The organism is Micromonospora sp. BL1, from assembly GCF_003667485.1.
GTDB lineage: Bacteria > Actinomycetota > Actinomycetes > Mycobacteriales > Micromonosporaceae > Micromonospora > Micromonospora tulbaghiae.
In genome coordinates, this window is the sequence record NZ_RCVK01000182.1 from 41,635 (window position 1) to 63,403 (window position 21,769).

At 72.9% G+C, this 21,769-nt stretch carries 16 protein-coding genes; 10 read left to right on the forward strand and 6 right to left on the reverse strand.

What is annotated here, in order from left to right; genetic code table 11:
• Nucleotides 1–74: 74 nt before the first annotated feature.
• Together EAD96_RS07695 and EAD96_RS07700 are read right to left on the reverse strand one after the other, a co-directional pair.
• Entirely contained in the window at nucleotides 75–5,540 is a 5,466-nt protein-coding gene (locus EAD96_RS07695) for a carboxyl transferase domain-containing protein (protein ID WP_121683736.1), read from the reverse strand.
• Nucleotides 5,541–5,775: 235 nt separating this feature from the next.
• The gene (locus tag EAD96_RS07700) at nucleotides 5,776–6,006 is read right to left on the reverse strand and encodes a DUF2188 domain-containing protein (protein ID WP_121683737.1); all 231 of its coding nucleotides are present in this window, start codon (nucleotides 6,004–6,006) and stop codon (nucleotides 5,776–5,778) included.
• A 175-nt stretch (nucleotides 6,007–6,181) separates the two neighbouring features.
• Here EAD96_RS07700 and EAD96_RS07705 point away from each other — a divergent pair, with 175 nt between their 5' ends.
• Nucleotides 6,182–6,832: a bifunctional 2-polyprenyl-6-hydroxyphenol methylase/3-demethylubiquinol 3-O-methyltransferase UbiG gene (locus tag EAD96_RS07705; protein WP_121683738.1), complete on the forward strand. Its 651-nt coding sequence runs from the start codon at nucleotides 6,182–6,184 to the stop codon at nucleotides 6,830–6,832.
• Nucleotides 6,833–6,844: 12 nt separating this feature from the next.
• Here EAD96_RS07705 and EAD96_RS07710 read toward each other — a convergent pair whose 3' ends face one another.
• Both EAD96_RS07710 and EAD96_RS07715 read right to left on the reverse strand, forming a co-directional pair.
• Nucleotides 6,845–8,047, reverse strand: coding sequence for a sugar efflux transporter (locus EAD96_RS07710; protein ID WP_233585519.1), 1,203 nt, complete (start codon nucleotides 8,045–8,047; stop codon nucleotides 6,845–6,847).
• Between the two features lie 56 nt (nucleotides 8,048–8,103).
• Nucleotides 8,104–9,678 (reverse strand): FMN-binding glutamate synthase family protein, encoded by a 1,575-nt coding sequence (locus tag EAD96_RS07715; RefSeq protein ID WP_121683740.1) that lies wholly within the window; start codon nucleotides 9,676–9,678, stop codon nucleotides 8,104–8,106.
• 40 nt (nucleotides 9,679–9,718) lie between these two features.
• Here EAD96_RS07715 and EAD96_RS07720 point away from each other — a divergent pair, with 40 nt between their 5' ends.
• The 4 genes from EAD96_RS07720 to EAD96_RS07735 all read left to right on the forward strand — a co-directional run bounded on the left by EAD96_RS07720 (nucleotide 9,719) and on the right by EAD96_RS07735 (nucleotide 12,235).
• The gene (locus tag EAD96_RS07720) at nucleotides 9,719–10,327 is read left to right on the forward strand and encodes an RNA polymerase sigma factor (RefSeq protein ID WP_121683741.1); all 609 of its coding nucleotides are present in this window, start codon (nucleotides 9,719–9,721) and stop codon (nucleotides 10,325–10,327) included.
• A complete protein-coding gene (locus EAD96_RS07725; RefSeq protein ID WP_121683742.1) occupies nucleotides 10,320–11,033 on the forward strand; it encodes a hypothetical protein in 714 nt (237 codons plus the stop codon). The genes EAD96_RS07720 and EAD96_RS07725 overlap by 8 nt, the downstream gene beginning before the upstream one ends.
• A 65-nt stretch (nucleotides 11,034–11,098) precedes the next feature.
• Complete coding sequence (locus EAD96_RS07730; protein WP_121683743.1) at nucleotides 11,099–11,629, forward strand: hypothetical protein; 531 nt, start codon at nucleotides 11,099–11,101, stop codon at nucleotides 11,627–11,629.
• A 45-nt stretch (nucleotides 11,630–11,674) separates the two neighbouring features.
• Nucleotides 11,675–12,235, forward strand: a complete 561-nt coding sequence (locus EAD96_RS07735) for a DUF5872 domain-containing protein (RefSeq protein ID WP_121683744.1) — start codon at nucleotides 11,675–11,677, stop codon at nucleotides 12,233–12,235.
• 69 nt (nucleotides 12,236–12,304) lie between these two features.
• Here EAD96_RS07735 and EAD96_RS07740 read toward each other — a convergent pair whose 3' ends face one another.
• Entirely contained in the window at nucleotides 12,305–13,498 is a 1,194-nt protein-coding gene (locus EAD96_RS07740) for an endo-1,4-beta-xylanase (RefSeq protein WP_121683745.1), read from the reverse strand.
• A gap of 209 nt (nucleotides 13,499–13,707) precedes the next feature.
• Entirely contained in the window at nucleotides 13,708–14,712 is a 1,005-nt protein-coding gene (locus EAD96_RS07745) for a LacI family DNA-binding transcriptional regulator (protein WP_120569507.1), read from the reverse strand.
• Nucleotides 14,713–14,889: 177 nt separating this feature from the next.
• Between EAD96_RS07745 and EAD96_RS07750 the strand changes: the two genes are divergently transcribed.
• From EAD96_RS07750 to EAD96_RS07770, 5 genes are all read left to right on the forward strand, one after another.
• Nucleotides 14,890–16,158 carry an ABC transporter substrate-binding protein gene (locus EAD96_RS07750; protein WP_233585521.1) on the forward strand — a complete coding sequence of 423 codons (1,269 nt, stop codon included), beginning with the start codon at nucleotides 14,890–14,892 and terminating at the stop codon, nucleotides 16,156–16,158.
• Nucleotides 16,155–17,153 carry a carbohydrate ABC transporter permease gene (locus EAD96_RS07755; RefSeq protein WP_121683747.1) on the forward strand — a complete coding sequence of 333 codons (999 nt, stop codon included), beginning with the start codon at nucleotides 16,155–16,157 and terminating at the stop codon, nucleotides 17,151–17,153. Before EAD96_RS07750 ends, EAD96_RS07755 begins: the two co-directional genes overlap by 4 nt.
• Nucleotides 17,150–18,016 (forward strand): carbohydrate ABC transporter permease, encoded by an 867-nt coding sequence (locus EAD96_RS07760; RefSeq protein ID WP_121683748.1) that lies wholly within the window; start codon nucleotides 17,150–17,152, stop codon nucleotides 18,014–18,016. The genes EAD96_RS07755 and EAD96_RS07760 overlap by 4 nt, the downstream gene beginning before the upstream one ends.
• 39 nt (nucleotides 18,017–18,055) lie before the next feature.
• Nucleotides 18,056–20,380 (forward strand): glycoside hydrolase family 3 N-terminal domain-containing protein, encoded by a 2,325-nt coding sequence (locus tag EAD96_RS07765; protein ID WP_121683749.1) that lies wholly within the window; start codon nucleotides 18,056–18,058, stop codon nucleotides 20,378–20,380.
• 201 nt (nucleotides 20,381–20,581) lie between these two features.
• Complete coding sequence (locus tag EAD96_RS07770; protein WP_121683750.1) at nucleotides 20,582–21,688, forward strand: glycosyltransferase family 39 protein; 1,107 nt, start codon at nucleotides 20,582–20,584, stop codon at nucleotides 21,686–21,688.
• The last annotated feature ends 81 nt before the right edge of the window (nucleotides 21,689–21,769 follow it).

A 21,769-nucleotide genomic window follows, 5' to 3' on the forward strand; every position in this document is an offset into this window, starting at 1 on the left:
GCCCGTCAAGCACCGGCGCACGCGAAACGGCGGGCGGACCCGCAGGCCCACCCGCCGTCCGGCGATGGAACGTGTCAGCGCAGGCGCGCCTCGATCGCCTCGATGACGCGGGGACGCAGCTCGGCGGCCCGGATCACCGCGTCGACCGAACCGACCTCGACCGCGCGCTGGATGCTGTGCACCCGGTCGAACTCGGCGGCCACCTCGCCCAGCTTCTCCGCCCGCACCGACGAGCGCAGCTCGTCCAGCTCGGCGGTGAGCGTCGCCCGCTCGGTCCCGGCCGCGACGGCGACCTTCGCCTCCAGGTCGCGTACCCGGGGATCGGCCGCGGTGCGGGCGGCGACCTCGCCGGCGAACACCACGGCCGCGGCGGGCGCGCCACCGAGCACCGAGGCGAACGACCCCTCGATCGCCAGCACCGTCATGTCCGGGTTGAGCGCCTTGGAGAAGACCACGAACGCGCCGCCGTGGTAGCGCGAGATCACGCAGAACACGATCGGGCCGCGGAAGTTGACGATCGCCCGGCCGATCTCCGCGCCGTACTCCAGTTGCAGCTTGCGCATCGACTCGGGTGAGCCGTCGAAGCCGGACAGGTTGGCCAGCACGACCAGCGGGCGGTTGCCGCTGGCCGCGTTGATCGCCCGCGCGGCCTTCTTCGACGAGCGCGGGAACAGCGTGCCCGCGGTGTAGGTGTCCGGGCCGTCGGTGGGCGGGAAGCCGTGCCGGGGCACCGAGCGGGACTCGATGCCGAGCAGGCACACCGGGATGCCGCCGAGGTGCACGTCCTGCACCACGGCGGTCTCCGCGTCGGCCATGCCGGCCCAGCGCTCCAGCACCGGGTGGTCCTGGTCGGCGAGCGCCCGCATGACGGTACGGATGTCGAACGGCTTCTTGCGGTCCGGGTTGGCGGTGGCGGAGAAGATCTCGCCCACCGTGGCGAAGTCGCTGCCGGCCACCGCGTGCGGATAGCCGCAGACGTCCCGGTCCACCGGGTCCATCGTGACGGCCCGGCGCGGGGCGTGCTCGCCCGGCGCGACGTACGTGTGGTCGTAGTGCGCCATCAGCACGTCCCGCGCGGCCGGCAGGTCCGGCGCCCAGTACTGCGCCTGCCCGTTCGGGCCCATCACCCGGTCGTAGCCGCCGATGCCGAAGTTGTCCTCGGCCGAGACGCCGCCGGAGAAGTCGAGCGACTGCTTGCCGGTCAGCACCATCGCCGAGTCCGGCGTCATGACCAGCACGCCCTTGGTGTGCATGAGCATCGTCGCCTCGGCGTTCCAGTACGGCTGGGCGCCGACGTTGATGCCGGCCACCACGATGTTGATCTCACCGCCGTCCTGGGTGAACTCGACGATGCGCTTGAGCGCCGCGGCCACCCAGTCCATGTTCTCGGTGCCGGAGGTCATCGAGATCCGGGCGCCGGCGCTCAGCGCGTACCACTCCAGCGGCACGCCCATCCGCTGCGCCAGGTCCAGCGCGGCGATCACCCGCCGGCACTCCGGCTCGGACAGCGCGCCCAGCGACTTGGTCGGGTCGCCCAGCAGCACCACCCGGGTCACGCCCTGCGGGTGCCGCGGCGTCGGGGTGGTCACCACACCGGCCACGATCGCCGCGCTGTTGCGCCCCTTCGGCCGGTCCACCGGCACCAGCTGGTGGTCCGCGTCCAGGTCGTGCTCGACGAAGTCGCCCAGCAGGCCGGTCAGCTCGTACGGGTAGACCGTGTTGCGCCCGGCCGCCCGCAGCACCTTCAGCCGGTAGTCGTCCAGCGGCTCGACCGGCTCGGCCGGCGGCTCGCCCACCGTCAGCTGCGCGTGCCCGGTCACGTCGAACGTGATCCGCACGCCCACCTTGGTCAGCTCGCCGGTACGCCGGTCGCGCTGCCGCGCGATGAACAGGATCTCCTCCAGCTCGGCGCCCACGGTGGTCGGGCGTACCCGCCCGGCGATCAGCTCCATCTCCTCGCGGGTCAGCTCGCTCGGCGGCCACACGTAGACGACGATCCGGTTGGTCGGGAACCGCGACTTCGACGGCCGCCGCGACTGCGCCCGGCGGATCGAGTCGATGCAGGCCGCCACCGTGTCCTCGGTGGTCGGCAGCGCCACCAGACGGCCGTCCTGCTCCCGCAGCTCGGTCAGGTCACGCACCTGCGCGAACGCCACCAGCCGCTGGTCGGACGGGTTCTGCCGGGCCACCGCCTGGAACAGGTAGACCTCCTCGTCCAGCGACGGCAGCCGGGTCAGGTCGAACTCGCGCAGCCGTTCCAGCTGCATCCGCTGCGCGATGTACGGGTGCAGGCCGCGGATCAGCCGCTCCTCGGCCATCCCGCCGCCCTCCGCCGGGCGGAACGTGACGTGGTGGTGCATCACCGCGCCGCCACGCCCGGCGACGGTGGTGGTGAGGCGGCGTACCTGCTGCGGCAGCGGGTGCGCGTTGACCACGTCCAGCAGCGCGGCGGCGGTGGTGTCCAGGTCCTCCGGCTGGTTCTCCCAGGCCAGGTAGACGTCCGCGTCGACGGCCTCGCAGTCGCGGGCCACCTCGGCCAGGCCGCGCAGCGCGTCGCCGAGCGCGTCGAAGCGTACGGCGGCCGAGACCACACTCGACCCGTCCCGCCCGGCCACCACGAACGTGCCACCACCGGCGGTGCGGGTACGCACCTCGGTGAGCGCCTTGTTGCCGTAGTAGCGGCGGGTCAGCACCTCCAGCATGGCCGCGTTGTCCAGGTCGTTGCGGACCAGGCGCTGGCCGAGCAGCCGGACCAGCGGTTCGGTGCTGCGCACCATCTCGGCGATCCGCTCGGCGCGGTCCGGCGCGTCCGGCTGCGCGTCGAGGTGCCGCAGGTGGGTACGGACCTGGGCGTAGACCCGGGCCCGGTTGCGGCGCAGCAGCGGCTGGGCGAACCAGGCGAACACCACGCCCCGGGCCAGGTCGGCGACCACCGGGAAGCGGACCTGGGTGGCCGCGACGAGCCGCTCCAGCGTGAGGCCGGCCGGCTCGCGCAGCGCCTCGTCCGGCGGCGGCTCGCGCAGCCAGGAGCGCAGCAGCGCGGCGATCACAGTGGCGTCGGCGGCGGCCCGCTGCTGGGCCAGGAAGATCCGGAAGACCGCGGCCTCCAGTTCGGGGGAGCGGTCCAGTTCGGTGACGCCGTAGTGGGCGAGCGCCTTCGCCAGGCGGGTCCGGAACGACTCGGGGGAACCGGCCCGCTCGACGTCGAGGCTCTGCAGGTAGGTGTGGAAGTACTCACGGGCGCTGTGCACGTGCCCGCCCGGCCCGTCGTCGCCGCCGGGCCGGTTCCGGCTCAGCTCCGCCAGGTCGGCGAAGACGTTCACCAGTTCCAGTTCCTCGGCCAGCGGCCGGTGCCCGGCCTCGGTGGCCGCCCGCCGCGCGTCCAGGTAGTCGTCGAGCACCCGGCGCTCGTCGTGCGGGTCCACGTCGTAGCCGAGCAGCAGCGCGCACAGGTCCTCCTGGCCGCGCTCGGCCCGGGACCGCGCCGGCACGTCCGCGGGCGCGGCGGGCAGGTCCAGCTCGACCGCCGGTCCGGCCGGGCCGTCGGCGGCCTCGGCGTCGTCCTCGGCGACCGGCTCCAGACGCAGCAGCGGCGCGCCGGCCTCCACCTGGGTGCCCACCGCCACCGACGACTCCTTGAGGCGGGCCCGGAACGGTGCCCGCAGCACCGTCTCCATCTTCATCGCCTCCAGCACCAGCACCGGCGCCCCGGCCTCGACCTCCGCGCCGACGGCGAGCGGCGTGGCGACCACGAGCGCCGGCATGGGGGAGCGCAGCACGCCGCCCTCGTCGCGGCTGATCCGGTGCGTCACGCCGTCCACCTCGACCAGGTGGACCGGGCCGTGGGTGTCGGTGAGCAGGCGGAACCGGGCGCCGTTGACGGCGATCTGGCCGGTGTGCCGGTCGAAGCGGTCCAGCTCGACGTCGGCGGTGCGGACGTCGCCACCGGCCTCGACACCGACCCGGAACCGGTGCGCGCCGACCCGGGCCACCCGCATCCGGTAGGTCACGCCGCGCAGCTTCAGGTCCAGCGGCCGGCCGCTGCGGTGCTGCACCTGCGGACGTCCACCGGCCGCCGTGGACAGCAGCCGCTGCCGTTCGGCGGTCTCGTCCTCCTCGTACGCCTCGATCGCGGCGGCGGCGAGCGCCACGGCGGAGTGCCGGTGCGCGACCAGGCGGCCCTCGCCGCGTACCCGGTCGATCCAGCCGGTGTCCGCGCTGGCGTCGATCACCTCGGGCTGGTCGAGCAGGTCGAGCACGAAGCTCTTGTTCGTCGCGCCGCCGGCGATGACCACAGTGGTGTTCGCCATCGCCCGGCGCAGGCGGCCCAGCGCCTCGTCCCGGTCCCGGCCGTACGCGATGATCTTGGCGATCATGGAGTCGAAGTCGGCCGGGATGGTGTCACCCTCGCTGACCCCGGTGTCGACCCGGATACCGGGACCGGCGGGCAGGTCCAGCCGGGTGATCCGGCCGGGGGAGGGGGCGAAGTCGCGGTCCGGGTCCTCGGCGTTGAGCCGCGCCTCGATCGCGTGCCCGCGCTCGACCGGCGGCTCGCCGGTGAGCCGGCCGCCGCCGGCCACGTGCAGCTGCGCCTTGACCAGGTCGAACCCGGTGGTCGACTCGGTGATCGGGTGCTCGACCTGAAGGCGCGTGTTGACCTCCAGGAACGCGAACAGCCGGTCGCCCGGGTGGTAGAGGAACTCGACTGTGGCCGCGCCCCGGTAGCCGACGGCGACCGCCAGCCGTTCGGCCGACGCCTTCAGTTCCGCGGTCTGCTCCGGGCTCAGCACCGGCGACGCGGACTCCTCGATCACCTTCTGGTTGCGCCGCTGCACCGAGCAGTCCCGTACCCCGAGTGCCCACGCGGTGCCCTGGCCGTCCGCGATCACCTGGACCTCGACGTGCCGGGCGCCGGTGACCAGGCGCTCCAGGAACACCACGCCGCTGCCGAACGCCCGCGCGGCCTCCTGGCTGGTGCGCTCGTAGGCGTCGGCCAGCTCGGCGTCGCTGCGGATCACCCGGATGCCGCGCCCGCCGCCACCGGCGGTGGCCTTGAGCATCAGCGGGTAGCCGATCGAGGCCGCCGCGCGCAGCGCGTCCTCCAGGCTCTCCACCGCGCCGCGGCTCCACGGCGCGACCGGCACGCCGACCTCCTCGGCGATCAGCTTCGCGCCGATCTTGTCGCCGAGCTTGCGCATGGCGTCCGGGCTCGGCCCGACGAACGTCACGCCGATCTTCTCGCACAGCTCGGCGAACGCCGGGTCCTCGGCCACGAAACCCCAGCCCACCCACGCAGCGTCCGCGCCGGTCTCGACCAGCGCGCGCTCCAGGGCCTTGAGGTCCAGGTACGGGCGGGCGGACGCTGGGCCCAGGTCGTAGGCGACGTCCGCCTCGCGGACGAAGGTGGCGGTACGGTCGACGTCGGTGTACAGCGCGACGGTCTCGATCCGGCTGCCGGTCTCCGCGGCCAGTTCCCGGACCGCGTGGATGAGCCGCATCGCGGCCTCACCACGGTTGACGATGGCGACACGGGTGAACACGTGACCGTCCCCTTCGGTTGACCCACTCCTGTGCGCCGGGCGCGGCGATGCCCCCGGCCTGCCTCACCTTTCCGCCTGTGCGCGGGCGGCGCCATGTCGTAACGGCCGAAGCCTGAGCGGGGACCGTTGTAGGAACCGAACAAAAGTTTTTAGCCAGCCACTCACTACCCGCCGGTACGCGATACGGCGCCGGACCCGTTCGGATCCGACGCCGTATCGCGTCTGCGCTGAGTGCTCAGCCCGGGATCTCCCGGGGGTCGCGGCTGCGGGGGTAGCTGTTCTTCTCGCCGATCGTGCCGTCCTGCTTCTTGATCACGTGCTCGGCGCCGCGCTCGGCCGCCATCTCCCGGCCGGCCGCCTCGGCCTCCGCCTTGGTGTCGTGGCGGCTGGTCGCGCGCTCGTTGCCCTCCGGGCGGTTCTTCCACTGCCCGTCCTGCTGGTAGGTGTCGATGTCGCCCTTCGCCATGCCGTCAGCTCCCTCGTTCGCGTGTCCGATGACAAATGTCTGCCCACGGGCGCGGTGCGTTAATCCTGCGGCGGCTCGGTGGTTTGCCGGAACGGCAAGGTTCCTTGCTGTCCGGTCCGAGGCGACGCACGATGGCGGGGCCGGTCGGGAGACGACCGGCGGCGAGGAGGCAGACATGACGGGGCACCACCACGAGCATCCGGCGGCGGACACCGACCCGGCCCGGTTCTGGGACGAGCGGTACGGCCAGCGGGACCGGATCTGGAGCGGCCGGGTGAACCCGGTCCTGGCCGAGGTGGCCGCCGCGCTGCCCCCGGGCACCGTGCTCGACCTGGGGTCCGGTGAGGGCGGCGACGCGGTGTGGCTGGCGTCGAAGGGATGGCGGGTCACCGCAGTGGACATCTCGTCCGTCGCGCTGGACCGCCTCGCCGTCGAGGCCGAGCGGGCCGGAGTGGCGGAGTGGATCACCACCGTCCGGCACGACCTGACGCAGGGCTTCCCGCCCGGCCGGTACGACCTCGTGTCCGCGCAGTTCTTCCAGTCGCCACTGGTCCTGCCCCGGGAGAAGGTGCTGCCCCCGGCGGCCGAGGCGGTCGCGCCCGGCGGCCGGCTGCTCGTCGTCGAGCACGGCGCGCCGCCGCCGTGGGCCGGGTCCGACACCGGCCACCACCGGTTCGCCGAACCGGAGGAGATCCTGGCCGCGATGAGCCTCGACCCGGACGGCTGGGACACCGAGCGGCTGGGCGCGGCACGCCGCACCGCCACCGGCCCGGACGGCCGGACCGGCGAGCTGATCGACCACGTGGTCCTGGTGCGGCGCCGCTGACCGCCGCGCCGGTCAGGCCCGCGCCCGCGGCCGGGTCAGCAGCAGCACCAGCAGCCCGGTCGCGCACAGCGCGGTGCTCATGCCGTACGCCCACCGGTAGCCGACCTGCGCGGAGATCCCGAGCAGCGGCCCGGCGAGCATGGCCCCGATCGGGAACGTGTTGGTGAACAGCGTGGTGGCCCGGCCCGGCTCGCCCGGCAGCAGATCCTGCACGTAGGCGATGCCGACGCCGGACACCGCGGCGATGAACAGCGCGTTCACCGGCTGCGTGAACAGCAGGACCGGCACGTTCGGCGCCAGCGCGGCGGTCGCGTAGTAGGCGACCCCGCAGGCACCGCCGACCAGGACCAGCGTCCGCAGCCGGACCCGCGCGGTCAGCGCGCCCAGCCCGAGCATCAGCGGGATCTCCAGTGCCGCGCACAGGCCCAGCACCAGTCCGGCGCGGGAGGGGTCGTCGTTCAGTTCGGTGTCGATGAACAGCGGCAGCGCCTGCACACCGACCGTCAGCGGGCACTGGAGCAGGACGAACGCGAGCACCGTCAGCGCCAGCCGCAGCCGGGACGCGCCGGGTGGGCCGGGCGCGGCGCCGTCCGGATCGCCCGCGACCGGCCGCGCCGGCAGCGGCAGCTCCTCCAGCCGGAACGCGGCCACCAGCGCGGCCAGCGCGTACATGACGGCGGCCATGCCGTAGACCAGGCGGAAGCCGCCGACGTCGAGCAGCACCGCGGCCAGCGCCGGCCCGGCCACCCAGGCCAGCGAGAACACGGTACGCATGAGGCTGACGCCGAACGCGGCCCGCGCCGGATCGTCCCTGTCGAACAGCGCCCGGGTGTACGCGAACGACTGCGGGAACAGCGAGTTCGCCAGCGCCGTGGCGGTCGCGGTGAGCCCCAGCAGGATCCAGTAGTCGCGGACGTACGCGGTCAGACCCGCGCCCACCACGCCGGCCAGCGCGGCGCCGACGAGCAGCGCGCGCCGGATCGGCAGGCGGTCCGACAGCCGGCCGATCAGCGCCGAGGCGACCACCCCGGACAGCGGGGCGACGACCAGGAACACGGTCACCCGTAACGGACTGGCGTGGACTTCGCGGTCGAGGAACAGCGACAGGAACGGCAGCACCACGGCGGTGGAGAGGCCGACGGTCAGGAACACCACACCCAGCGGGAGCAGCCGGAATCGGCCGGCGCGCACCGCCGGCCTCGTGTCCACAGCCATGCGGCGGACTGTACGCGGCGGCGGTGCGGCGGCCGACCGGGTTTCCGCCGCCCGGGTCAGCCGACGGCGGTGGGGGAGGGCGGTGCGCTGCCGCCCTGCGGGGCCTCGCCCGTCATCAGCCGGACGATCTCCGACCGGTCGGCTGCCGACGGCATCCCCCACTCCGGCCGGTAGCCGAACGCCCGGTCCAGCGGGATCGAGGAGGTCCGGCCGTCGAGGATCTCCACCGAGTCGGTGCCGATCAGCCCGGGATGCTCGACGCCACACGCCTCGGCCACCTTGACCAGGTCGCGGCGCAGCGTACGGATGTAGTTCGCGGCCCGGACCGACTTGCGGGCAGGGTCCAGACCCCGGGCCAGCCAGGCGTTCTGCGTGGCGACACCGGTCGGGCAGGTGTCGGTGTGGCACTTCTGCGCCTGGATGCAGCCGATCGCCAGCATCGCCTCCCGCCCGACGTTGACCATGTCGGCGCCGAGCGCGAACGCCACCACGGCGTTGTCCGGCAGGCCCAGCTTGCCGGCGCCGACGAACACCACGCTCTCGTGCAGGTCGCGTTCGGCGAACGTCCGGTAGACCCGGGAGAAGCCCTGCTGGAACGGCAGCGAGACGGAGTCGCTGAAGATCAGCGGCGCGGCGCCGGTGCCGCCCTCGCCGCCGTCGACGGTCACGAAGTCCACGCCACGGCCGGTGTCGCGCATCAGCGTGGTCAGCTCCTCCCAGAACCCCAGGTCGCCGACGGCGGACTTGATGCCGACCGGCAGACCGGTCTCGGCGGCGAGCAGTTCCACCCAGTCCAGCAGGCTGTCGCAGTCGGAGAACTCGGCGTGCCGGGACGGGCTGACGCAGTCGCGTCCGGCCGGGATGCCCCGGGTGGCGGCGATCTCGGCGGAGACCTTCGCCGCCGGCAGCAGCCCGCCGAGGCTCGGCTTGGCGCCCTGGCTGAGCTTGATCTCCAGCGCGCGTACCGGCGCCGACGCCACCAGGTCCTTGAGCCGTTCCAGACTGAACCGGCCCTGCTCGTCGCGGCAGCCGAAGTACGCGGTGCCGAGCTGGAAGACCAGCTCGCCGCCGTTGCGGTGGTACGGCGACAGCCCGCCCTCACCGGTGTTGTGCAGGCACCCGGCCAGCGCGGCGCCCCGGTTGAGCGCCTCGACCGCGTTGCCGGACAGCGACCCGAAGCTCATCCCGGAGATGTTCACCACCGACTCCGGCCGGAACGCGTGCGCCCGGCCGCGCGCCGCGCCGAGCACCTTGGCGCAGGGCAGCGTCACGTCGTGCCCGGCGGTCGGCGCCGACGGCGGAACCGCCCGGCCGAACGTCCGGTGCTTGATGATCGGATAGCCGGACGTGTGCTCGATGTCGTTGTCGGTGCCGAAACCGAAGTAGTTGTTCTCCTGCTTGGCCGAGGCGTACACCCAGCGCCGCTGGTCGCGGGTGAACGGCCGTTCCTCGTCGTTGCCGGCCACGATGTACTGCCGCAGCTCCGGGCCGATCGACTCGATCCGGTACCGGGCCCGGCCCAGCACCGGGAAGTTGCGGCGCAGCGCGTGGTCGCGTTGCAGCAGGTCCCGCGCCGCCAGCGCGGCGACGGCGGCGACGGCTGCGGGTACGGCTCTCTTCGCCCAGCTCATCCCGCCACTCTTTCCGCCCCGGCACCCGGCCAAACTCCCGGTGGAACCCGGGCGGCGCGAGCGGTGTCATGGAAGCGGACCGACGGAGGCTGCCCTGGACGACGACGAACTCGTCACCCGCGTACGCGCCGGCGACCGGGAGGCGTACGACGCCCTGGTCGCCCGGCACACCGCGCCCGCGTACCGGACTGCGGTGCTGCTCGGCGCCGGTCCGGACGCCGAGGACGTGGTCCAGGAGGCGTTCGTGAAGGCGTACCGGAAACTCTCCCGCTACCGGGCCGAGGCGTCGTTCCGGTCCTGGCTGCTCGCGATCGTCGCCAACGAGACCCGGAACCTGCACCGGACGCGCACCCGGCGCGACGGGCTGACGCTGCGCGCGGCGGCGGTGGACCCGGTCGCGACGGTCACCGCCGACGACGGGCTCGACGCCGTGCTGGCGGCCGAGCGCCGGGCCGCGCTGGTCGGGGCGCTGCGCCGGCTGCCCGTCCGCGACCGGGAGGTGATCGTCTGCCGCTACCTGCTCGACCTCGGCGAGGACGAGACGGTGACCGTGCTGGGGCTGCCCCGGGGCACCGTGAAGTCACGGACCCACCGGGCGCTGGCGAAGCTGCGTGCCCTGCTGGACCGGGAGGTGGCGCACCGTGGATGACCTGGAACGGGAGCTGCGTGAGCTGACCGGCTGGCTGGAGCCGGCGCGGACGCCCGACCTCACCGCGCGGGTCCGCGCCCGGCTCGACGCGCCCGCGCCGCGCCGCCGGTGGCGGTACGTGCTGGCCGCCGCGCTCGCCGCCCTGCTCGTGGCGGCGCTGCCGCCGGGCCGGGCCGCACTCGCCGGCGCGGTGACCGGGCTGCTGCGGATCTCCGGGGTCGTCATCGACACCGCACCCGCGCCGCCACCGGCGGGTACGCCCTCGCCGCTGCCCGCGCAGCACCAGGTCGCGCTCGCCGAGGCGCAGCGGCAGGTCCGCTTCCCGGTCCGCGTGCCGGCCCGCCTCGGCCCGCCCGAACGTGTGCTCGTCGCCGATCCGGACGGCGCCGGCGCGCACCGGGTCGTCAGCCTGCTCTACCGGGGCGGGACGGTGCGGCTGGACGCGTTCGACGGCTCGCTCGACATCGTGTTCCACAAGCGGTCCGCCGGGGCGGACGTGACGCTCACCCAGGTCGGCGGCGAGTTCGCGATCTGGGTGGGCGGTCCGCACGCGCTGGCGTACGTGGACCGTTCGGGGACGGAACGGGTCGCCACCGCGCGGTTGTCCGCCGCCACGCTGATCTGGGAGCGGGCCGGGGTGAGCTACCGGCTGGAGGGCGACCTCACCCGTGAGCAGGCGCTGGACGTAGCGTCCTCGGTCCAGTGAGCGGCGGGAACCTCGGGGCGCCGGGCGGTGTCCTGAAGACGAGAGTCGTCGACGGGGGAGGCCGGATGTCCGTTCGGAGAAGAGTCCTGCTGGTGCCGGTCCTGCTGCTGGCCGGTTGCAGCGGCCCGGCCGCGGTCCCGGCGGGCGCGCCGGCCACGGTCCCGGCCACCACGCCCGCCGCGGAACCGGCCGTGCCGGCGGCCTGCGCGGAGCGGCTGGAGACCGGCCGGCTGCCGGACTGGGCGGATGCCGGGTTCACCGGCGACACCCGGGTGCGGCACGTCTTCGGCACCCGGGGCGACATCGTGGCGATCCTGTTCGCGTACCCGCTGGTGCACGCGCGCGGCGACGGCGCGAACAACAAGATCCTCTGGGTGGCGCGCCCCGAGCCGGGCCGGTCCGAGCCGGCGCAGCGGACACCCCTGGTGATCACCGCGACGCGCGACGGGACGGACAGTCCGGTCGTCCGCCGGGTGGACGGCGGGCCCGGGCCGTCCATCGTCGACCTGCCGGCCGCCGGGTGCTGGCGGCTGCGGCTGGACTGGTCGGGGCGCACCGACACGATGGATCTGGTGTACCGGCCGGCGTCCGGCTGACCGGCTGACCGGCATGGCCGCTCCCGGTCCGGGTAACGCTGCGTCATGGCGAAGTACACCGAGCCGGAACTGCGCGAACGCCTCAAGGCCGAGATCCGCGCCTCCGACAGGGGCGGACGGCCGGGGCAGTGGTCGGCCCGCAAGTCGCAGCTGCTGACGAACGAGTACAAGAAGGCCGGCGGGGGATTCGAGGGCCCGAAGGACGCACGGCAGCGCTCGCTGCAACGCTGGGGCGGCGAGAAGTGGCAGACCCGCAGCGGTGACACGCGCGCCCGCAACGGTGGCGAAACGCGCCGTTACCTGCCCGAACAGGCGTGGAAGGAGCTGTCGGAGAACGAACGGCGCGCCACCGACACCCGCAAGCGCCGCGCGTCGCGCTCCGGCCGCCAGTACGTGCCGAACACCGGCCCGGCGAAGCGGGCCCGCCGGGACGCCACGGCCGCCGAGCAGATCAACGAGCTGCCGGTGACCGAGGCGGTCAAGCTGGTCCGCGACCTCGACACCCGCCAGCTCGGCGCGGCGCTGCGCCGGGAGCGCGGCGGCAAGGCCCGCAAGACGCTCATCGGGCGGCTGGAGTCGGAACTGGGCCGGCGCCGGGCGGCGTGAGCGCGGACCGGCCGGACACAGGCGGCGGGGCCGGTCACCGGACCGGCCCCGCCGTGGTGCGCCGGTCGTCTAGCGGCGCGGGTGCTGCGGGATGCGCGGCAGCACGTAGGGCGGACCGGAGAAGATCAGGTCCGACTTCAGCTCGTGGTACGCGAGCTTCGGCTGGTAGTTCTCGTCGTAGACGGTGGCCAGGCCCTCCGGCGGGTCGGAGAACGCCCCGGGCACCCAGGAGTGCTTGTCGGTGAAGCCCCAGAGGGTGAACGACAGGCAGTGCCGCTCGGCCAGGCAGGCCTGCATCAGCACGCTGAAGTTCGCCGCGGACGCCTGCAGGCGCGGGTTGATCTCCGCGGAGTCGCCGGCCTCCACCCCTTCGGTGATCTGGCTGCGCACGTCCACCTCGGTGAGGGCCGTGGCCAGCCCGAGCCCGGCGAACTTGCGCAGCGCCGCGGCCACCTGGAGCGTGCTGAAGTTGCCGTACTGGGTGCCCAGGTGGCCCTGTGCGCCCACGCCGTCGATCGGCACGCCCTTGGCCCGCAGGTCACGGGCCATGTTGTAGACGAACTGCGTCTTGTCGTCGGCCGGGTTGCCGGAGCCGAACGCCTCGATGTTGTAGTCGTTGTAGAACAGCAGCGCCTTCGGGTCGGCGGCGCGGGCCCAGCGGAACGCGTCGGCGATGTAGCCGGGCCCGAGGTTCTGCGCCCAGAACCCCTTGTAGTGCAGGGTGGACGGGGTGTCCCAGGGGTCGCTGACCGCCTCGTTCACCACGTCCCACTGCCAGATCTTGCCCTTGAAGTGGGTGACCACAGCGGTGATGTGGTCGCGCAGGATCTGGCGCAGCTCGGCCTTGCTGATCGAGCCGTCCGCGACCCCGCTCGTCAGCCACGCGGGCAACTGGTTGTGCCAGACCAGCACGTGGCCCCGGACCCGCTGGTTGTTCTTGCGGGCGAAGTCGATCAGCTCGTCGGCCGGGCCCCAGTTGTAGGTGCCGCGGGTGGGTTCGAGGCTCTCCCACTTCATCACGTTCTCGGCGGTGACAGTGGAGAACTCGGACGCGGCTATCTGGCGGTACTGCGGTTCGCTGGCGTCGTTGAGGGCGGCCATGTCCACTGCGGTGCCCACGTACAGGCCGTGGCGCTTGGCCAGCTCGCGCAGGCTCTGCGCGGCCGGGTCGTACGGCCGTCCGGCCGTCGCGGGGACGACGTTGAGGGCGGTGGCGGTCACGACGGCGACGGCGCCGGCGGCGAGCCAACGTCTCAGCTTCATGGTCGTTCCTTTCGGGAGGGTGCGCACGGCCGGGGGCCGGCGGTGGCGGTGCCGGGAACGCCGCGGCGTGGAACGGACCGGCGGGCGCCCGGGTGGACGGACGGTGCGGGCTTCCGAAACTTCCGGTATCACTTCCGGAAGTAGCCCGAAACATTACGGACGCCGATAGCCGTCCGTCAATCACCGGATCGGGAGGGTGAGGTGACGCCTCAGCGCAGCGGGCGGCAGGAGGCCCGGACGACCAGCTCGGTGGGGAGCTGGATGTGCGTGTCCCGCTCGACGCCGGCGATGAGGTCGATCAGCAGGCGCAGCGACTCGGCGCCCATGCGTTGCAGCGGCTGCCGGATCGTGGTGAGCGGTGGGTCGACGAGTGCCGACTCCGGGATGTTGTCGAAGCCGATGACCGACAGGTCGTCCGGTACGCCGAGGCCGAGGCCGCGGGCGACGTCCACCGTGGAGATCGCCGAGAGGTCGTTGCCGGCGAAGATCGCGGTCGGCCGGTCGGGGAGCGCGAGCAGTTCGGCGGCGGTGCTGGCCGCGGTCTCGGTGCGGAAGCCGCCGACCCGGACGAGCTGCTCGTCGACGGGCACGCCCGCGTCGGCCATCGCCTTGCGGAACCCGGCCTCGCGCAGGCGGGCCGACTCCAGGTCGGGCCGGCCGCTGATGTGCGCGATCCGCCGGTGCCCGAGCGACAGCAGGTGGTCGGTGGCCAGCACCGCACCGGCGAAGTTGTCGGAGTCGACGGTGGGCAGGCCGGACGGGCCGGTGTGCGGGTCGACGGCCACCACGTGGAAGCCGTGCTTGGTCTCGACCACGGTCGGCGTCACGATCACCGCGCCGTCGATGAGCGTCCCGGACAGCCGGGCCAGCGAACGCCGCTCCCACCCTATGGCCGCGCCCTCGCCGTCGCCGCTGGAGTAGGCGAGCAGCTGGTAGCCGCTGCCGGCGACCTCCCGGGAGGCGCCCTTGAGCAACTCGGTGGAGAACGGCTCGAACTCGGCGACCAGGATGCCCAGCACGTTCGTGCGGTGGCTGCGCAGGCTCTGCGCCCCGAGGCTGGCCTCGTAGCCGAGCTCGTGGATGACCTGCTGGACGCGCTCGACGGTGGCCTGCGCGACGCCGTACCTTCCATTGACAACCTTGGATACGGTTGCCACCGAGACGCCGGCCGTACGTGCCACGTCCGACATCTTGACGCGCTGCTCGAACACCACGCGGACGATGATAGAGGGCTCCTCCGGCGGGATCGAAGACGATGTCGAAAACGTTATCGATACCGATTGACTTCACGTTACGGCCCTGTAAAACTCCCCCGCAGGTAACCCGGCTAAGTGGTCGAGGAGACATCTATGGCGATGAAGCGCCGTGCTGGTGCCGTCCTGGCACTGTTTGTGACAAGCGCTCTGCTGGCCTCCGCGTGCAGTGGTGGTGGCGAGGAGGAGAAGGCCGCCGAGAGCGAGCTGTACAAGAACCCGGTGACGTTGACCTGGTGGCACAACGCCTCGCAGGACGGGCCCGGCAAGACGTACTGGGAGAAGGTCGCCAAGGACTTCTCCGCAGCCCACCCGACCGTCAAGATCGAGATCGAGGCGATCGAGACGAACCAGCTCCAGCGCACCCGGCTCCCCGCCGCGCTGCTGAGCAACGACCCGCCGGACGTCTTCCAGGCCTGGGGCGGCGGCGAGATGCGCGAGCAGGTCGAGGCCGACTACCTCAAGGACATCACCGACCAGGTGAAGGACGAGGTGGCCGACATCGGCAGCGCCTCGGAGATCTGGCAGGTGAACGGCAAGCAGTACGGTCTGCCGTACCGGATGGGCATCGAGGGCATCTGGTACAACAAGGACATGTTCGCGAGGGCGGGCATCACGGCGCCGCCGGCCACCTTCGAGGAACTCAACGCCGCGGTCACCAAGCTCAAGGCCATCAACGTCGTCCCGATCGCCCTCGGCGCCGGTGACAAGTGGCCCGCCGCACACTGGTGGTACAACTTCGCGCTGCGTGCCTGCTCGGTCGACACGCTGAAGAAGGCCACCACCGACCGGACCTTCGACGACCCGTGCTTCGTCAAGGCCGGTCAGGACCTGAAGGCGTTCATCGACACCAAGCCGTTCCAGAACAACTTCATCGCCACGCCGGGCCAGAACGACCCGACCAGCGCCAACGGCCTGCTCGCCAACGGCAAGGCCGCGATGGAGCTGATGGGCGACTGGAACCGCGGCACCCTGGACACCGTGGCCACCGACAAGGCGGCCCTGGGCAAGTTCCTCGGCTGGTTCCCGGTCCCGGCGATCTCCGGCTCCGCCGGTGACCCGAAGGCCGCCCTGGGCGGCGGCGACGGCTTCGCCTGTTCCAAGAACGCCCCGGCCGAGTGCGTCGAGTTCCTCAAGTACCTCGTCAGCCCCGAGGTGCAGAAGGGCTACGCCGCCACCGGCACCGGCCTGCCGGTCGCCAAGGGCGCGGCCGACGGCGTCACCGACCCGGCCCTGAAGTCCATCCTGGAGTCCACCTCCTCGGCCACCTACGTGCAGCTCTGGCTCGACACCGCCTTCGGCAGCACCGTCGGCAACGCGATGAACGACGCGATCGTCGCGATCTTCGCCGGCAACGGGACACCTGAGAAGGTCGTCTCGGCCATGAAGGCGGCCGCAAGCAAGTGACGTCCGCATCGCAGACCCGTATGCCCGCCGGCGGCGTGACCGCGCCGCCGGCGGGCCTCCGGCCCGGCGCACGAGCCGCCTCACGCCGCGCCGAGACCCGCCGCAAGTGGTACGAGATCATCGGGCTGACCACGCCGGCGGTCCTCATCTACGTGCTGTTCGTGCTGGTGCCGATGGGCTTCGCGTTCTACTACAGCCTGTTCCGCTGGCGCGGCGTCGGCCCGCCCACCGAGTACGTCGGCTTCCGCAACTACACGCTCGCGTTCCAGGACCCGATCTTCCTCGACGCGCTGCGCAACAACGCGATCATCGTGTTCGGGTCGCTGCTCATCCAGGGCCCCGTCGCACTCGGCATCGCCCTGCTGCTCAACCGCCGCTTCCGCGGACGCTCGGCGTTCCGCCTGCTGGTCTTCGTGCCGTACGTGCTGGCCGAGGTCACCGTCGGCATCATGTGGAAGCTGATCCTGACCGACGGCGGCACGCTCGACGCGCTGCTGCGGTCGATCGGCCTGGGCGGCTTCGTGCAGGCGTGGCTGGCCGACCTCGACGTGGTCATCTGGACGCTGCTGTTCGTCCTCACCTGGAAGTACGTCGGCTTCGCCATCATCCTCCTGCTCGCCGGCCTGTCGAACGTGCCGCCGGAGCTGAACGAGGCGGCCGAGATCGACGGCGCGAGCTGGTGGCAGATCCAGCGTCACGTCACGCTGCCGCTGCTCGGCCCCACCATCCGGATCTGGATGTTCCTGTCGATGATCGGCTCGTTGCAGGTCTTCGACATGGTCTGGGTGACCTCGGTGCCCGCGGTGCGCTCGCTCGGCGCCTCGGCCACCATGGCCACGTACATGGTGGACAACGGCTTCTTCGCCCGGCTGTGGGGCTACGGCAACGCGGTGGCCGTGATCCTGTTCGCCATCTCCTTCGTCGCGGCGCTGCTGTTCCAGCGGTTCCTGCTCCGCCGTGACATCGAGGGCGCCATCACCCGGAAGGGGAAGTGACAGTGGCCGTGAACTCCGTACCCGCCCCCTCCGCCGGGCGCCGGCCGGTGCAGTGGAACACGCCGCTGACGTACGCGCTGGCGCTCGCGGTCGCGGCCGTGTCGATCGCGCCCGTCGTGTACGTCATCGTCGGCGGTTTCCGCACCACGCCGCAGATCGTGGACGACCCGGCCGGCCTGCCCGACCCGTGGGTCTGGGAGAACTACTACCGGGTGCTCACGCAGAGCGGCTTCTGGCGGCAGGCGTTCAACAGCGCCGTGGTCGCGTTCGGCACCACGCTCGGCGTGGTGGTGCTCGGCATGGCCGCCGCGTTCGTGCTGGCCCGTTACACGTTCCGGGGACGCGAGGCGCTCTACACCTTCTTCACCCTCGGCCTGCTGTTCCCGGCCGGCGCGGCGATCCTGCCGCTGTACCTCCTGCTGCGTGACCTGAACCTGATCAACTCCTACTACGCGGTGATCCTTCCGCAGGTGGCCTTCTCGCTGCCGCTCACGATCGTCATCCTGCGGCCGTTCCTGTCGGCCATCCCGCGGGAGCTGGAGGACGCGGCCGCCATCGACGGCGCCGGCCGGCTCGGCTTCCTCTGGCGGATCGTGCTGCCGCTGTCGCGGCCCGCGGTCGTCACCGTCGGCATCCTCGCGTTCGTGGCGAGCTGGAACGCGTTCCTCCTGCCGCTGCTCGTCCTCGGGGACGTCAACCTGCACACCCTGCCGCTGGGCGTGCAGAACTTCTCCAGCCAGTACACCACCGACACCGCGGGAGTCCTCGCCTTCACGTCGCTGGCGATGTTGCCGGCGCTGCTGTTCTTCACCCTGGCGGAGAAGCAGATCGTGGGCGGTCTCCAGGGCGCGGTCAAGGGCTGAGCGGCAGCGGTACCAGCACAACCAGTGGAAAGGCACACCATGACAGAGGTCCACGCGCTGGTGGACGGGCCGGTACCGGCTCAGGCAGGTTCGGGCCACGACCGGCCGGACGGGCCCGACGCCGAGGCGCGCGTACGGGAACTGCTCGCTCGTATGACGATCGAGGAGAAGGTCGCGCAGCTCGTCGGGTTCTGGGAGAAGGAGGACGGTGAGGCGGTCGCGCCCCTGCAGGGCGAGTTCGCCGACACCGGCCGGCTCGAGGACTTCTCCCGGCACGGGCTGGGTCACCTGACCCGCGCCTACGGCACCCGCCCGGTCGACGCCGCCGCCCGCGCGGCCTGGCTGTGGAAGTTCCAGCGGGACCTGGTGACGGGCACCCGGCTGGGCATCCCGGCCATCGTGCACGAGGAGTGCCTGACCGGCCTGTCGGCGTGGAAGGCGGCCACCTTCCCGACGCCGCTGGCCTGGGGCGCCGCGTTCGATCCCGACCTGGTCACCGAGATGGCGGCGGCGATCGGGGCCTCGATGCGCGCGCTCGGCATCCACCAGGGACTGTCCCCGGTGCTGGACGTGATCCGGGATCCCCGCTGGGGCCGGGTCGACGAGTGCATCGCCGAGGACCCGTACCTCGTCGGCACCATCGGCACCTCGTACGTGCGGGGACTCCAGTCGCAGGGCGTGCTCGCCACGCTGAAGCACTTCGCCGGCTACTCCGCCTCGCGGGCCGGGCGCAACTTCGGCCCGGTGCACGCCGGTCCCCGGGAACTCGCCGACGTGCTGCTGCCGCCGTTCGAGATGGCGCTGCTCGACGGCGACGCCCGCAGCGTCATGCACTCGTACGCCGAGATCGACGGCGTGCCGGTCGCGGCCGACCCGACGATGCTCACCGACCTGCTGCGGGACCGGTGGGGCTTCGACGGCACGGTGGTGGCCGACTACTACGGGGTGGCCTTCCTCAACCTGCTGCACCACGTCGCGGCCGACAACGCGGAGGCGGCGGTGCAGGCGCTGAGCGCGGGCCTCGACATCGAGCTGCCCACCGGTGACGCCTACCTGACCCTGACCGAGTCGGTGCGGGCCGGGGCCGTCGACGAGGCGCTGGTCGACCGGGCGGTGCTGCGCGTCCTGCGCCAGAAGCAGGAACTCGGGCTGCTCGACGCCACGTTCGACGACGAGCCGCCGGGCGCGATCGACCTCGACTCGCCGGAGCACCGGTCGATCGCCCGCCGGCTCGCCGAGGAGTCGGTCGTCCTGGTCGCCAACGAGGGTGTGCTCCCGCTGCCGGCGGGCCGCCGGGTGGCGGTCGTCGGCCCGAACGCGGACCGGCAGGGCGCGCTGTTCGGCTGCTACTCCTTCCTCAACCACGTGCTGGCCCACCACCCGGGTGTGGAGACCGGCTTCGAGGTGCCGACCGTGCTGGAGGCGGTGCGCGCCGAGTTCGGCGCCGGCTCGGTCACCTTCGCGGCCGGCTGCGAGGTGGACTCGGCGGACCGGTCCGGGTTCGACGAGGCGGTCGCCGCCGCGTCCGCCGCCGACGTGGCGGTGCTCGTGATGGGCGACCACGCCAGCCTGTTCGGCCGCGGCACCGTCGGCGAGGGCTGCGACCGGGACGACCTGGAGCTGCCCGGCGTGCAGCGCCAGCTCGTCGAGGCGGTGCTGGACACCGGCACCCCTGTCGTCCTGGTGCTGCTCACCGGCCGCCCGTACACGCTCGGCTGGGCGCTGTCCCGCTGCGCGGCGGTGGTGCAGACGTTCTTCCCGGGTGAGGAGGGCGCCGGAGCGATCGCGGGCGTCCTGTCCGGGCGGGTCAACCCGTCCGGCCGGCTGCCGGTCACCCTGCCCGGCTCGGCCGGCGCGCAGCCGTACTCGTACCTGCACCCCGAGCTGGGGGAGGGCATGAACGGCACCAACCTGCCGGCGACCCCGGTGGCGCCGTTCGGGCACGGGCTGTCCTTCACCACGTTCGCGTACACCGATCTGACCGTGCCGGCCGAGGTGCCGACCGACGGGACGCTGCGGGTGTCGGTGCGCGTGACGAACACCGGCCCGGTCGCCGGTGACGACGTGGTGCAGCTCTACGGCCGCGACCTGGTCGCCTCGGTGACCCGGCCGGTCGCGCAGCTGCTCGGCTACCGACGGGTGAGCCTGGAGCCGGGCGCCTCGGTCACGGTCGAGCTGACCGTGCCGACCACGCGGCTGGCGTTCAGCGACCGCACGCTGACCCGTGTGGTGGAGCCCGGTGAGGTCGACGTCTGGGTCGGCACGAGCGCCCGGCGCGACGTCCAGGCGCGGACGACGCTGACCGGCGACACCGTCGCGATCACCGCCGAATCGCCCCGCTGGACGACGACCGACCTCCGCTGAGCCGGGTCCGCCGGTCGTCCACGGGGCGGCCGGCGGACCCTTTCAGCTCATATTGGCGTTATGTCGTTTTTGACTCAGTAGGCTCCAGGATGTCATCCAGCCCGTGACCCGGGACGGTGCCGCCCGCCACGCGCGGGTCGCGTCTCGCCGCCCGGCCGGCTGGTCCCGGTCGCCGGCACCCACAGGGATGCGTGAGTCACGATGATGGACGCGGACACCATGGTCCTGCCCCGCCTCGGGGACGCCGCGGTCGAGGACCCGTGGGGCGAGGCCCGGCCGCACCGGGTCGCCGTCCGCTCCGCGACCGGCGTGCTCCGGTGGCGGATCGCGGCGTGGCTGGTGCCCGCGCTCCTGATGGGCGCGCTCGGCGCCGCCCGGATCCCGACATCGGGGCCGAGCGCCGGCGAGGTGGCGACCCGGCGCGCGGCCACGTCGCAGTGGCCGGGGATCGGCGCCGCGCTGACCGGCGACGACGTCGCGCTCGGGCCGTACCACCTGCTCGTGCGCGGCTGGGCGGCGCTGTTCGGCGCGACGGACCTCGCGCTGCGCGTACCGTCCCTGCTGGCCATGGTCGGGGCCGCGGCGCTCGTCGGCGCGCTCGCCGCTCGGATCGCCACGCCCGCCGCGGGCCTGGCGGCCGGGGCGATCTTCGCGGTGCTGCCGACCTCGATCCGGTACGCGCAGGAGGCGCAGCCGTACGCCCCGGCGGTGTTCGCCGCCGTGCTCGCCACCTGGCTGCTGGTGCCCGCGCTGGACCGGCCGGGCCCGCGGCGGCTCGTGCCCTACGCGGGCGCGGTGCTGCTGCTGGGCCTGTGCCAGCCGGTGGCGTTGCTGCTGCTCGCCGGCCACGGCTGGATCGTGCTGGCGTTCCGCCGCCGCGTCGCGGTCAGATGGCTGGCCGCCGTGGTCCTCGGGCTGCTCCCGGTCGCCGCGCTGCTCGGTTACGCCCTGCGCGACGGCGGTCATCTGGCGTCCGGCGTGCGGCCCGGTGCCGCCGTGCTGGCGGCCACGCCCGGAGACCTGTTCGGCGTCGCCGCGTTCGGCGGCGTGCTGGCCGGGCTGGCCCTGTTCAGCCTCCCGCTGCGGTACGCCGCCGCGATCTGCACCGCCTGGGCACTGGTGCCCGCGCTCGGGCTGCTGGCGCTGGCGCAGGCGGTGCCGGTCTGGTCGGCGGGGAACCTGCTGTTCACGGTGCCCGCCTGGGCGGTGCTCGGCGGGATCGCGCTGTCCCGGGCACGTGCCGCCGGGGCCGTCGCCGTGCTGGCGCTCGTCGCGCTGCTCGCCGTGGCGGCCCAGCTTCCCGCGTGACCGGGTGACCCGTCGACGAACGGGCGATGTCTGCCTGATTCGCCCTTTTTGCGGTTGATTGTCGGCTTAGCATTCTGTCGG